Origin of the sequence: Bacillus sp. FJAT-45066 (assembly GCF_002335755.1) — a bacterium.
Classification (GTDB): domain Bacteria; phylum Bacillota; class Bacilli; order Bacillales; family Bacillaceae_I; genus Bacillus_CD; species Bacillus_CD alkalisoli.
In genome coordinates this window covers 1,796,762-1,809,527 of sequence record NZ_NISQ01000001.1, presented here as the reverse complement: position 1 = coordinate 1,809,527, position 12,766 = coordinate 1,796,762, and the positions used below count along the sequence as shown (strand labels likewise).

The 12,766-nt window shown below is 35.1% G+C and carries 14 protein-coding genes and 1 riboswitch; of the genes, 11 read left to right on the top strand and 3 right to left on the bottom strand.

Features of this window, described 5'->3' with window-relative positions; genetic code table 11:
• The first annotated feature begins 87 nt into the window (after positions 1 to 87).
• Positions 88 to 194: riboswitch (SAM riboswitch) on the top strand.
• 440 nt (positions 195 to 634) lie between these two features.
• From mtnW to cbpA, 10 genes are all read left to right on the top strand, one after another.
• Complete coding sequence (mtnW, locus tag CDZ92_RS09175) at positions 635 to 1,870, top strand: 2,3-diketo-5-methylthiopentyl-1-phosphate enolase (protein ID WP_096154946.1); 1,236 nt, start codon at positions 635 to 637, stop codon at positions 1,868 to 1,870.
• Positions 1,867 to 2,526: a 2-hydroxy-3-keto-5-methylthiopentenyl-1-phosphate phosphatase gene (locus CDZ92_RS09170; protein ID WP_096154945.1), complete on the top strand. Its 660-nt coding sequence runs from the start codon at positions 1,867 to 1,869 to the stop codon at positions 2,524 to 2,526. The genes mtnW and CDZ92_RS09170 overlap by 4 nt, the downstream gene beginning before the upstream one ends.
• Complete coding sequence (locus tag CDZ92_RS09165; protein ID WP_096154944.1) at positions 2,523 to 3,155, top strand: methylthioribulose 1-phosphate dehydratase; 633 nt, start codon at positions 2,523 to 2,525, stop codon at positions 3,153 to 3,155. The genes CDZ92_RS09170 and CDZ92_RS09165 overlap by 4 nt, the downstream gene beginning before the upstream one ends.
• A 13-nt stretch (positions 3,156 to 3,168) precedes the next feature.
• Complete coding sequence (locus CDZ92_RS09160; RefSeq protein ID WP_096154943.1) at positions 3,169 to 3,711, top strand: 1,2-dihydroxy-3-keto-5-methylthiopentene dioxygenase; 543 nt, start codon at positions 3,169 to 3,171, stop codon at positions 3,709 to 3,711.
• Between the two features lie 220 nt (positions 3,712 to 3,931).
• On the top strand, positions 3,932 to 5,449 hold the full coding sequence (locus tag CDZ92_RS09155; RefSeq protein ID WP_096154942.1) for a spore germination protein: 1,518 nt from the start codon (positions 3,932 to 3,934) through the stop codon (positions 5,447 to 5,449).
• Complete coding sequence (locus CDZ92_RS09150; RefSeq protein WP_096154941.1) at positions 5,442 to 6,539, top strand: GerAB/ArcD/ProY family transporter; 1,098 nt, start codon at positions 5,442 to 5,444, stop codon at positions 6,537 to 6,539. Before CDZ92_RS09155 ends, CDZ92_RS09150 begins: the two co-directional genes overlap by 8 nt.
• The gene (locus CDZ92_RS09145; protein WP_157842739.1) at positions 6,539 to 7,750 is read left to right on the top strand and encodes a Ger(x)C family spore germination protein; all 1,212 of its coding nucleotides are present in this window, start codon (positions 6,539 to 6,541) and stop codon (positions 7,748 to 7,750) included. Before CDZ92_RS09150 ends, CDZ92_RS09145 begins: the two co-directional genes overlap by 1 nt.
• A 16-nt stretch (positions 7,751 to 7,766) precedes the next feature.
• Positions 7,767 to 7,925, top strand: a complete 159-nt coding sequence (locus CDZ92_RS19945; protein WP_176483744.1) for a hypothetical protein — start codon at positions 7,767 to 7,769, stop codon at positions 7,923 to 7,925.
• A 94-nt stretch (positions 7,926 to 8,019) separates the two neighbouring features.
• Complete coding sequence (locus CDZ92_RS09140) at positions 8,020 to 9,357, top strand: CoA-disulfide reductase (RefSeq protein ID WP_096154939.1); 1,338 nt, start codon at positions 8,020 to 8,022, stop codon at positions 9,355 to 9,357.
• A gap of 210 nt (positions 9,358 to 9,567) precedes the next feature.
• A complete protein-coding gene (gene cbpA / locus CDZ92_RS09135; protein WP_096154938.1) occupies positions 9,568 to 10,209 on the top strand; it encodes a cyclic di-AMP binding protein CbpA in 642 nt (213 codons plus the stop codon).
• A gap of 366 nt (positions 10,210 to 10,575) precedes the next feature.
• Here cbpA and CDZ92_RS09125 read toward each other — a convergent pair whose 3' ends face one another.
• Positions 10,576 to 11,376 (bottom strand): divergent polysaccharide deacetylase family protein, encoded by an 801-nt coding sequence (locus tag CDZ92_RS09125; protein WP_096154936.1) that lies wholly within the window; start codon positions 11,374 to 11,376, stop codon positions 10,576 to 10,578.
• Positions 11,366 to 11,677: a YkvA family protein gene (locus tag CDZ92_RS09120; RefSeq protein ID WP_096154935.1), complete on the bottom strand. Its 312-nt coding sequence runs from the start codon at positions 11,675 to 11,677 to the stop codon at positions 11,366 to 11,368. Before CDZ92_RS09120 ends, CDZ92_RS09125 begins: the two co-directional genes overlap by 11 nt.
• Positions 11,678 to 11,833: 156 nt before the next feature.
• Between CDZ92_RS09120 and CDZ92_RS09115 the strand changes: the two genes are divergently transcribed.
• On the top strand, positions 11,834 to 12,034 hold the full coding sequence (locus CDZ92_RS09115; protein WP_096154934.1) for an aspartyl-phosphate phosphatase Spo0E family protein: 201 nt from the start codon (positions 11,834 to 11,836) through the stop codon (positions 12,032 to 12,034).
• Here CDZ92_RS09115 and CDZ92_RS09110 read toward each other — a convergent pair.
• Entirely contained in the window at positions 12,031 to 12,762 is a 732-nt protein-coding gene (locus CDZ92_RS09110; RefSeq protein WP_096154933.1) for a ZIP family metal transporter, read from the bottom strand. The two genes, CDZ92_RS09115 and CDZ92_RS09110, sit on opposite strands and share 4 nt — an antisense overlap.
• Positions 12,763 to 12,766 lie beyond the last annotated feature (4 nt).

The window sequence follows — 12,766 nt, the reverse complement described above, 5'->3', positions numbered from 1 at the left end:
TATTGACTATTAGAAAAAATGATGTAATAATCACATGTAGATTTTATAAATTCTGAATAATTAAATTGCACAATATATATTCATATTTTCTTATCAAGAGCAGGTGGAGGGACTAGCCCGATGAAACCCGGCAACCGACTTAATTCATTTTAAGCACGGTGCTAAATCTTGCAGCAGTAGCTGACAGATAAGAGGATGTTAGTTCCCTAACCTCTTCTTGTCCAGAAGAGGTTTTTTATATTTAAGTTGTGTTAAAGCTTTGTGTTGATATTTAAAAACTAATCTGTTGATTTCCGTGCAAGGCTGAGACGCCTCGAAAATGCATACGCATTTTCTTACGAAGGATGCACCGCTCAGGAGCCTTCCTTGTCCTGTGGGAGAAGCGAGGACCGGGAGACCCCACAGGCGCTTGCGCCGAGGAGGCTCCCGGCGCCAAGAAAAGTGATTGCGGCTCGTTCAGCTCCGACAAGCGTAAGACTGGGCCATCTTGAGGGAGCTCTTTGCCCTCGAGATGGCCAAGGCTAGACTTGCGGAGCTAGCCGCTAGACCTAGACACGCCCGCGGAAAGCGAAGACTTGCACGGAAATCAACAGTGGCCTTTAACATAGCCATTTAAAAAAAAGAGGTGTTTAACATGAGTTCAGTAGTTGCTACATATCTCATACATGATCATAAAGGTAATTTAGAGAAAAAAGCTGAATCCATCGCCCTTGGATTAACAGTTGGTTCTTGGACAAATCTACCACTAATTGAACAAGAACAATTAAAAAGACATAAAGGGAATGTTGTTGGCGTTGAATATTTACCTACAAGTGAATTAGTAGATAACTATTTTCAAAAAAAAATAACAAAGGGTATTGTGAAGATTGAATATCCAGCAGCTAATTTTAGCCCTGATCTCCCAGCGATACTAACAACAGTTTTTGGAAAACTTTCTCTGGATGGAGAAATTAAGCTGCTAGACTTAGAGTTTAGTAAGGGATTAAAAAAGTACTTTCCTGGTCCTAAATTCGGAGCAGATGGACTAAGAGAAATCACGGGAGTTTATAATAGACCATTTATCATGAGCATCTTCAAAGGAGTATTAGGAAAAGATTTAACTTTTGTCGCAAACCAACTAAGAGAACAAGCGTTAGGTGGGGTTGATTTCATTAAAGATGACGAAATTTTGTTTGAAAATGAGTTAACTCCATTTGTAAAACGAATTTCAGTCGGAAAAGAAGTGGTACAGCAAGTCTTCGAGGAGACAGGTCACCGAGCGCGTTATGCAGTAAATTTAACAGGAAGAACATTTGAGTTAAAAGAAAAAGCAAAAAGAGCAGCAGAAGACGGAGCAGATATTTTATTATTTAACGTATTTTCATATGGATTAGATGTATTACAAAGCTTAGCAGAAGATAAGGAAATCGGTATTCCAATAATGGCTCATCCAGCTGTTAGTGGTGCAGTAACACCATCAGAATTTTATGGGATATCAAATTCCTTACTATTAGGAAAATTACTTCGCTACGCAGGTGCTGATTTCTCTTTATTCCCATCACCGTATGGAAGTGTTGCATTAAAAAGAGAGGAAGCTCTTGGTATCTATGAATCATTGACAAATAGCGATATGTGGAAGAAAACAATTCCGGTACCTTCAGCAGGAATACATCCAGGTTTAGTACCAGTTTTAATGCAAGATTTCGGAATAGATTGTGTTATTAATGCAGGTGGTGGAGTTCACGGCCATCCAGATGGTGCCATAGGAGGAGGAAAGGCATTTCGTCAAGCTGTTGAAGCTGTTCAAAATGGTTTATCACTTCAACAAGCAGCTAAAGAAAACGAAGAATTACAGAAAGCGTTGCATCTTTGGGGGGAAGTAACAGTATGAGAAAGCCAGTCATTTTCTGTGACTTCGATGGCACGATAACGAGAAGCGATAATATTATCTCCATCATGAAACAATTTGCCCCACCTGAGTGGGAACAGGTAAAGGATAAAATATTAAGCCAACAAGTTTCTATTAAGGAAGGAGTAACTACATTATTCTCCCTTCTTCCTTCGAGTAAGAGAAACGAAATAACTGATTTTATATTACAAAATGCTGAAATACGTGAAGGTTTTGCTGAGTTTGTTGCTTATGTAAAAGAAGTTGGAATGGAGCTTTACATTGTTTCAGGTGGAATAGACTTTTTTGTCATACCTCTTCTAAATGGGTTCATAGAAGAGGACACGATCTATTGCAACGAATCAGACTTTACTGGTGAAAATATTAAGATTATTTGGCCGCATAGTTGTGATAATGCTTGTGGAAATAACTGTGGCTGTTGTAAACCGTCATTGATTCGTCGTTTAGCATCAGATGATAATGAAACAATTGTTATTGGGGATTCCATAACAGATTTACAAGCAGCTAAAATAGCAGATAAAGTGATTGCCCGTGACTTCTTGGTTGATAAATGTAAAGAATTAAATATACATTACGACTCATTTGAAACATTTTTTGATGTAATAAACATTTTAAAAGGATTTGAGGTGAAAGTATGAGCACTTACATTAAGAAATGGCATGAACTTGCAGATGTTAAAGATGAATTGGCCGCGAGAGATTGGTTTTTCGGAACGAGCGGTAACTTATCCATTAAAGTATCAAAAGCACCTTTAACCTTTTTAGTAACTGCAAGCGGTAAAGATAAGCGAAAACGTACATTGGATGACTTTTTACTAGTCGATCAACATGGACAAAAAATAGAAGATACGGATTTGAAACCGTCAGCTGAAACACTTCTTCATACCTATATATACCAAAAAACAAAAGCGGGATGTGTTCTGCACGTTCATACGGTCGATAATAATGTTGTTTCAGAGCTCTATAAGCAAACTGGGAAGGCGAGTTTTAAGGGGCAAGAAATTATTAAGGCGCTAGGTATCTGGGAAGAGAATGCGGAAGTTTCTATACCGATTATACGTAACCATGCTCATATCCCAACGTTAGCTAATGAATTTTCATCTTTTGTTAAGGATGACGCTGGAGCAGTATTAATTGAAAACCACGGAATAACTGCTTGGGGAAAAGACGCTGCAGAAGCAAAAAGGATCTTGGAAGCGTGGGAATTTTTATTTTCTTATCATTTGAGAGTTATAAAATTAAACCACCCTATAGCAGTATCTATATAAGGAGGATATGATAATGGCGAAAATTAGATTACATGAGACAAGTGAAAGACTAGAAGTATTAGAAGAAGTAGTGAAGTTTTTAGATGAGAACGAAGTAATTTATGAGAAATGGGATATTCAAAAGCTACCTGAAAATTTACAAGAAAACTTTGCTCTAACAGATGAAGATAAAAAACAAATTTTAGAGGTGTTCTCCAATGAGATCACAGACATTTCTTCAAGAAGAGGTTATCAAGCTAGTGATGTCATTTCTTTATCAGATGCGACGCCAAACTTAGAGCAACTACTGAAAAACTTTCAACAAGAGCATCACCATACAGACGATGAAGTTCGCTTTATCGTAAGCGGACACGGTATCTTTGTAATTCAAGGAAAAGATGGATCTTTCTTTGATGTAGAACTTGAGCCAGGAGATTTAATTTCAGTTCCAGAAAATGTTCGACACTACTTTACTTTAATGGAAGATAGAAAAGTTGTAGCCGTTCGTATCTTTGTAACAACAGAAGGATGGGTACCGATTTATGAGCAAGAGGTCGACTTAGTTGAAGGTAAATGAAAGTTGGACTGAAAATTGAAGCAAGCCGTTAGCACATATTATGTGTGGATGGCTTGCTTTTTTGTATCCTAAAAAATAAGGTCAAAAGCTCCTGGATATATAATTTAATACCCCGATAAATCTTCAATTTTTATTCAAAATATCACCATGAAAGAATATTTCCACCAATTAGGTGGAAAATAAGAAAAACTTTTAGCCGGGATGAAATAGAGGTGAGAATATGGAAAAGTCCAATCATACTGAAACAGTTACTAAGCTAACAGATGTTTTCGAGGAAAATGTATTCCTTATTAATAAATATTTCTTAGGTAATAAGAATGCAGATTTCGTTATGGAACATATTTATATTCCTTTTTTAGACAGGGATGCCGTCCTGTTTTATATTCGTGGCATGGCAAATGAGCAACAGATTTTTGAAAAAGTAATTCCAGCCTTTAATAGGGCTGTAACGTATACATTATATAGCCATACAACATTAGGTAAGTTAAAAGAGTTGGCTCCGGTGACTATTAGAAAAGAACTACACTCATTTCAAGAAATGGAGATTTGCTTAAATGGTGGACAATCTCTCCTTTTAATAGAAGGAGAACCTGTTATTTATCCAATTGATACGAAATCAATTGAAAGTCGATCTGTAGGAAACGCTGAAATTGAAACGGTACTTAAAGGACCAAAAGAAGCATTTGTAGAGTCTGAAATTATCAATACGTCTCTCATTAGAAAGCAACTTAGAACGTCACAACTTGTGAAAGAACATGTAAAAGTAGGTTACGGTCAAGAAAATACGGTTGCTCTCTTATATTTAAATGATGTAGCAAATGAAGAATTGGTGGAAAAAGTAAGAGAGAGAATAGCACAAATTGAAGTAGAAAATGTTCAAAATTTACCGATGCTAGAACAACATATTGAGGAAAGACCATATTCGTTAGTGCCTTCTATTTTAACAACAGAGAGACCTGATAGAGCTGCTGCTTTTCTCAAAGAAGGTCATGTTGTTTTATTAATGGATTCTTCTCCAGATTGTTTAGTAATGCCGGTAACTTTTTGGTCTTTTTTTCATACGGCAGAAGACTATTATCAAAGATGGGCATATGGGAATTTAATGCGTATTGTTAGATTATTAGCATTTTTTGCTGCACTTTTGGCACCGGCTACCTTTATTGCTGTAACAAATTATCATGTTGAAGCATTGCCGACAGATATGTTATTGACAGTATCGGCAACTAGAGATTTAGTTCCTTTTCCGGCGATATTTGAAATTATTCTTGTCGAAATAACCTTTGATATCATTCGGGAAGCAGGGACACGGTTTCCTTCTAAAAATGGTCCAATTGTTGCTCTTCTCGGGGCATTAATTATTAGTATTGCAGCGATTGAAGCAGGAATCATTAGCCCGATTGTAGTAACGGTGGTTGGGTTTTCAAGTTTAGCATCTTATACAATCGCAACGAATAGTTTCGTTTTTGCTGTTAGGATAGCTAGATTTGCCTTTATTGCTTTAGCAAGTTTTATCGGCTTTTTCGGGATAGCTATAGGTGTACAAGCTTGTGTGGCATACCTTGCATCTTTAAAATCGTTTGATGTTCCTTTTGTTTCACCGATGGCTCCACATTATCCTTCATCAAAAGATTTGATTGTTAGGCCACCTCTTTGGAAAATGTGGTTACGACCATTACACGTTTATCCTTTGAAAGAGGTAAGAGGCAAAAAGCCTGAAGGTGGTGGGGTAAATGATTAAGCATTCAGATGGGAAAATAGGCACGAGGGAGTTTGCTGCATTGATCCTTATTACCATCGGGTTAAAACAAACGGATATTACACCGTCGATTCTTTTCCCTGTTGGTAAAACAGCAACATGGCTGATGCCCATTATTTCTGGATTAATGATTACTTTCATTGTTTTAGTGTTAATAGCATTGTTGAAAAAGTATAAAGATAAAAATCTAATTGAAGTCTCCTACATCGTTACAGGGAAATTTTTTGGATTCTTAATTGGAGTTTGTTTATTTATTTTTATTCTTATGACTACTGTTATTTATTTTCGAAGTCATGCTGATATTATGGGAACACTATACTTTCCAAAAACACCAACACCTTTCCTTTTGTTTCTTTTCTTGCTAATTAGTTGGTTTATTGCAAATCGAGGCATAGAGGCCATTGGACGAACATCTTGGTTAACCGTACCATACATAAAACTTGCCTTTGCGGGGCTCATTTTATTAGTGTTCACTAGTTTACAATGGAGAAACATATTCCCTCTGGCGGGACCAGGGTTTTACCCATTAATGTTTAAGAGTACTAAATACAGTTATTTATTTGCAGAAGTAATCTTTTTTACCATTTTATACCCTTTCGTTCGAAGTCATAAAGAATTTAAGTTGGCAAGTTTGATTGGTATTGGAATTGCAACTGCAGAGTTAGTTGTTTTTTACATCGTATATTTAATGTTATATGACTTTCCTTCTATTGAATACATTGCCTTCCCTTTTCAACAACTTGCTCGAATTGTTGATTTAGGTCCTATTTTCGGAAATACAGAAGCCTTCTTTATTGGATTCTGGGCAATAGCAGCTATTACAAGATTAGCTATTTACTTATTTTTAACTACCGTTACGTTTACATCTACACTACGAATTAAAGAATTTGAGCCATTAATTTTGCCTTTTGCTGGAGTTGTATTCTTTCTTGCATTACTTCCGGTTGCCAATAGTGATTCTGTTTTGTTTTTGCAAAATAACGTCTTGTATCACTCGAATTGGCTATTACTATTAGGATTACCTCTTATATTATGGGTGGTAGATCAAGTGAAAAGCGGAGGAGAAGGTTAATGAAATTACTTAAAATAATCGTCGCTTTCCTATTTGTAATACCGATAGCAGGATGCTGGGACCGTGGAGAAGTAACAGAATTTGCATTTCCAATTTCCATAGGTTTGGATAGAGGGAAAAAAGGATTGTTAGAGGTTACGTTAGAAATGGCTAATGTGAGAGAAGGGTCTCCTATGACAATGGGTAAAGATGATGACTCAGCTGAAGTTATTACGTTAACAGCGCCAGATATATTAATAGCTAGAGAATTAGCGAATGTATCCGTAACAAAAGATATTCAGTATTCCCACTTAAAAGATATTATTATTAGCGAAGATTTAGCAAGAACGAAAGAATTCGAACATATATTAGAAGCATTTTTAAGAGACAGACAAGTAAGAAGAGATTTAAACATAATCGTCACGAGAGAAAAGGCTTCTGATTTTATTAAGTCAAACGATCCTAAATTAGAGCCAAGAACACATAAGTTTTATGAGAGAATGGTAAAACGATGGGAACAAACAGGATTAATGCCTGAAGCTACATTGAATAGATATTTACAATCTTCCGAAGGTGAAGGAGGATTGTTTTTATCCATTTATGCGACTTCCACGGTTTTTGAGCCAAAGCAAAAAGTTAGTGCAAATTATATTGCTGGTGAAGTAGAAAAAGAGGGTGGCAATCCAACACAAATGATAGGTTCTGCGATATTTCATCAGGGACATATGGTTGGTGTATTAGATGGTGAGGAAACAAGAATAGCCTTATTATTAAGGCCGTATGCTAAAGTGGATACAATGTTATCTAGTTTTCGAGACCCTCTAGCACCCTCGCACCAAGTAACAGTTCGAATCCTGAAAACAAAATCGCCTAAAGTTGAGCTTAACAAGGATTCAAAAGAATTGAACGTTGTTGTCCCACTAACGGTACAAGTATTACATATTCCAAGTGGGAAAAACTATGTAGAGAAAAAAGAGTATCAAAGAAAGCTAGTAGCTTCATTTGAAAATGAATTAGAATCCTCTACAAAGAAGTTAATTACAAAAACCCAACAAGCATATCAAGCAGAACCATTTTTGTGGGCGGCCATTGCAAGACAAAAATTTTGGACTTGGGATGAATATGAAAAACAAGACTGGTCAAAACTTTATAGCGAGTCAAATGTAAATGTGAAGTATGATGTTACGATTGATCGTTTCGGTAAACATTTAAACTCCGTTCATAATGAATAAAAAGTAGGTGATAAAGATGTTTTGGATGTCACTAATTGCTATTCTATTAATTGTCTATACATTTTTCTACAGTAGAAGAATCTGGAAAGAAGGATATAAATTTGCAAGTGTATGTATAGTAATGTTAATATGTGGGAGCTTAGCGGTTCTTCCATTTTATATCGAATGGAGATAAATGGTGCCTTCTAAAGGCACCATTTTTTTCGAACACCTATGCTTTTCTTGAAATTCGGGTATGGATATTCAATGAGATTACTGGAGGGGATTATTTGGAGCATGTTGTCATAATAGGTGGAGTAGCAGGTGGAATGAGTGCAGCATCCAAACTTAGAAGACTAAACGAAGACTTGAAAATAACTGTATTTGAAAAAGATGAACATGTTTCATATGGTGCGTGTGGATTACCATACTACATATCTGGTGTGACAGAAACACATGAGGAATTGTTAGCACGTTCAGTTGAAGATTTTGAAAAAAGAAATATACATGTACATTTGCACACAGAAGTAATTGAGGTTAATGCAGAACAAAAAAGCGTAACGGTCAAGAATTTAAAGACAATTGAAACAGAAAATATTCAGTACGATAAACTACTTATTGCGACAGGATCCAAGCCAGTCGTACCTCCGTTCGTACCAAAAGATGCGAACAATGTTTTTACATTAAAAACGTTACGTGATGGAATAAATATGAGAAAGTTTTTTCAACAAGAGAGTATCAAAAAAGTATTAATTATTGGCGTTGGCTATATAGGCATGGAGCTTTTAGAGACAATGGTTGAATTAAAAAAAGATGTTATCATGGTGGGATTAAATAATCAAGTTTTAGGAAACTTCGATTCTGAATTGGCGAATATAATAGAAAAGGGTGTTTCAGATGTAGCATCTTTTGCTCTAGGTGAAGAAGTAAGAGAACTAGTTTGCCTGGAAAATGCAGTAAAGAAAGTAATCACAAATAAAAGTGAGTATGAAGTAGATGCAGTAATCGTTAATATTGGCAATAAACCGAATACCGAATTTCTTAAAAATACTGGAATAGATATGCTTGATAATGGGGCAATTATAGTAAATAAACACCAAGAATCGAGCATTAAGGATATATTTGCTGCAGGTGATTGTGCTACAAGCAATCATCTAATTTTACAAAAACCAGTAAACATAGGTTTAGGTACAACTGCGAATAAACATGGAAGAATTGCAGCATATAATATTAATGGTATGAAAACAGAGTTTAACGGTATTTTAGGAACAAATGTATTGAAAATATTAGACTGGACTGCTGCGATGACAGGGATAACAGAGAAAGTAGCAAAAGAAGAGAACATTGATTTCGGAACAATTACAGTAGAGACAAATGGTCATGCTAGTTATTATCCGAATGCGGAAAAAATTCATGTAAAGTTATTGTGGGAGAAAAAGACGAAACGAGTTATTGGAGCACAATTGGTTGGTAAAGATAAAGGGATTGCAAAAAGAATAGACGTACTAGCTACTGCAATTACTTGTAAATTAACAACGGACGAAATTGGCATGCTAGATTTAAGTTATGCTCCGCCATATGCTACAGTTTGGGATGCAGTACAAGTTGCAGCAAATGCAGCAAAATAAATTTTTCATAAATATTTAACAATTGTTCACTATTTCACAAAGGAAATATACTATAATTAAATTGTACAAAAAGTATTACGTAACAAAAGTACAAATATTATGAATTTTCTTTACCTTTATGGATATTTATGATAATTTTAAAATAGGATTCATATTTTTTTTCATAATAAATATATTAACTATGCAGCATAATTTAGGGGAGTGAAAGCAATGAAAATTCGCTACAATTTCGTGCCAAAACACGATGTTAAGCATTGCGAACCAACATTTACAGTAAAACAAGCATACGACACAATTAAAGACACAGGCTATCGTTGTATACCGGTCTTATCAGACAACGGAAGAAAATTTGAAGGCTTTGTTTATAAAGTTCATTTATTAGACTATTTATATGAAAAGAAAGGAACGGAACAAGACTCCGTTTCGAGCTTAGTTATAAACAATGATGCATATATATATGAAGAAGATTCCTTCTTTAAAGCTTTTTTCACGATTAAACGTCTACCATTCATAGCAGTATTAAATGAAAATGAAGAGTTTATCGGAATTTTAACACACGCAAACGTAATGGACGTACTTGCCGACTCTTTCGGAATGAAAACAGGAGGCTATACATTAACAGTTGCGACGATCGAACATAAAGGTGCTATTAAAGATTTAGTATCTTTACTAAAAGATGTGAATATTGATGGAATGTTAACGTTAGATAACGGTGAAAAATACTTACGCCGTATTATTATTAACTTACCTGAAGAATTAACCGAAGAAAAAGTGAAGAATATTGTGAAGAAGTTAGAAGATAAAGGCGAATTTAGAGTAACGCATATCGATGAGATTGATCCACAGCAATAAAACAAAGATCTTGGTAGATAATTTGATTGTATTAAACAAGATTTTATTAAAGAGTATTATCTAATATACAAATACTTGGGTGAGTTTCATAATGTACAATTACTAAACGAAAAACGAATATTCAACCTATTATTTAATATAATTTACGTTTTATATCGAAACGTTATTTAATTATAATAAAATGAACATTCGTTTTTCACTAAACGAACCGTAATTATGAAATTGATTAAATTACTAAAAATAAGTGCCGGTTGTGTGGACGACTCCTGCGGGAGAGGGCAGGCTGGTGAGACCCCACAGAGCCCTTCGGCTTGAGGAGGCTCACCGCCTCCCCCGCGGAAAGCGTCCAAACAACCGGCACGGTTTTTAATTAGTTTTTTTATTGTGTGTAATTTCAAATATTGGCTCCATTTTATCAAGTAATAAATCGGACAATGGCACGGTTTTTGCTTTTCTTTTTAAAGTAGGAATGTATTGTTTTAACACGCTTGCCGTCTTTTCTCCAGCAACTCCGACATGCCCAATGGCGATAATGGAATCTTTTTCATCCATTCTTTTAAGCAATTGATTTGCTTGTCTTACAATATGTTTAGTTGTATATACTTCATCAAAAAACAGTTCATTTTCTAAATATGGTACACCTAATTCAGTGGCTATCTTTGCAACAACGCTTTTTCCACTAGTTTTACTATCTAAATAATATAAACCACGCTCTTTACATATTTGTAACACTATCCTCATTACTCGTTCATCTGAAGTGGCTTTCGAACCCATGTGATTATTAATTCCAACGATATGTGGTACCTCGTCCATTGCAGCGTTTACTCTTTTATGTATTTCTTCATCAGAAAGATCTGTCGTAATAGCCCCGGGCCCTAACCAACTTTTTTTTCCTTTCCTAGGTTCCATCGGCAAATGTAAAATTACTTCATGTCCCAGTTTATGTGCAAGTTCGGCATCTTCTTTTGTTGTTGATAAAAAGGGCATTACGGCAATGGTTAAGGTTGCAGGTAACGAAAGAATCTCATCCGTTCCTTTCATATTATTTCCAAAGTCATCAATAACGATAGCGACTTTCTTTTCAACTGTTGAGGCAAAAGTGTAACAAGGAACAAATACTAAAACTGAGAAGAGTAATATCAACAAAATATAAAGTTTATTTTTCATGTACATCCCTCTGACTATGTGTATTTTTCCAAGAGCGGTAACGCTTTATTTCATTTCTTAATAAATAAAAAATAAAACTAATAATGATAATGTCATCAAGAAATCCAATCCCTATCAAAAAATCAGGTATTATATCGAATGGCATGAAAAAGTAACCAGCTGCAACAAAAATAATAAAAATAGTGAAACGGGAAGCAGATGGATAATTTCCAGTTTTCCAATCTTTCGCTAATTGAAGTAATTCCTTCAATTCTCTCCAAATTACTCTCATAGACGGTAAGGAGTTAGTTTTATCAATCAATAGTAACACGCCTCTTTTTTCATTTTATTTTTACATTTTTCACCTTCGGGACAAAATTAATGCATGCAATAAATGTCTATTTTTGCGAATCTGTTTACAAATTTAGTATTTTTTGTAATAATTCGATAGTAAGTGTTTTAGAAGGAGAGGAGAAAATTGTCTCACGAACAGTACATGAAGTGTTTAATGAATAAAATTAGTAAAAAACGAGAATGTATGGTGACCATAGCAAACCGTTCTGGAATACAAAGTGAAGATACATTGAAAATTAGTCAAGACTTAGATAAGCTAATTGTTGAATACCAAAATCTCTTATATAAAAAGAAAAACCACCACATGACAAGTGGCGGAATTTAAAAAAGATCGATAATAAAAATCATAAACAGAACGCCAAAAATAAAAGAATAAGTAGCTACTCGTTCGTTACCGTCTCCATGGCTTTCTGGAATTAGTTCTTTGTAAATAATAAACAACATTGCTCCTGCAGCGAAAGCTAACCCGACTGGGACTAACCATGATACTAATGAAGTTAAATAAAACCCTAAAAATGCCATCGGAATTTCTACTATACCTGTCAAAGTTGCGACAAAAAAAGCTTTCCATCTACTAATTTTTTGATTAATTAAAAAAAGTGCTACTAGTAATCCTTCTGGTGCATTTTGTAGTCCAATTGCCACCGCAATCATATTACCTGTTTCTTGAGATTCAGAAGCATAACTAACGCCAACTGCCAATCCTTCTGGTATATTATGTAACGTAATAGCTGCAACAATTAATATTGCCTTTTGATCAAACGATATTCCAGATCGTTTATGTTCTAAATCGATATGAGGTATTCTTTTTTCAAGCTGATTTAAAGCAAGAACACCTAATAAAAGGCCAACTGCAAGCGGTGTGAAGCCACCGTACTCTAATGACTCAGGTATTAAGCCCATCATGGTAGCTGCCATCATAATACCTGCTGAAAAAGCTAGTAAAGTGTCTCTAGTTCTATGGCTTATTTTTTTATTTAAAAATAATATTACAAGTGCACCTAGTCCTGTCGACATTGCTGCTAAAGTGCTTCCGATAAAAACTTCTAACATTTCA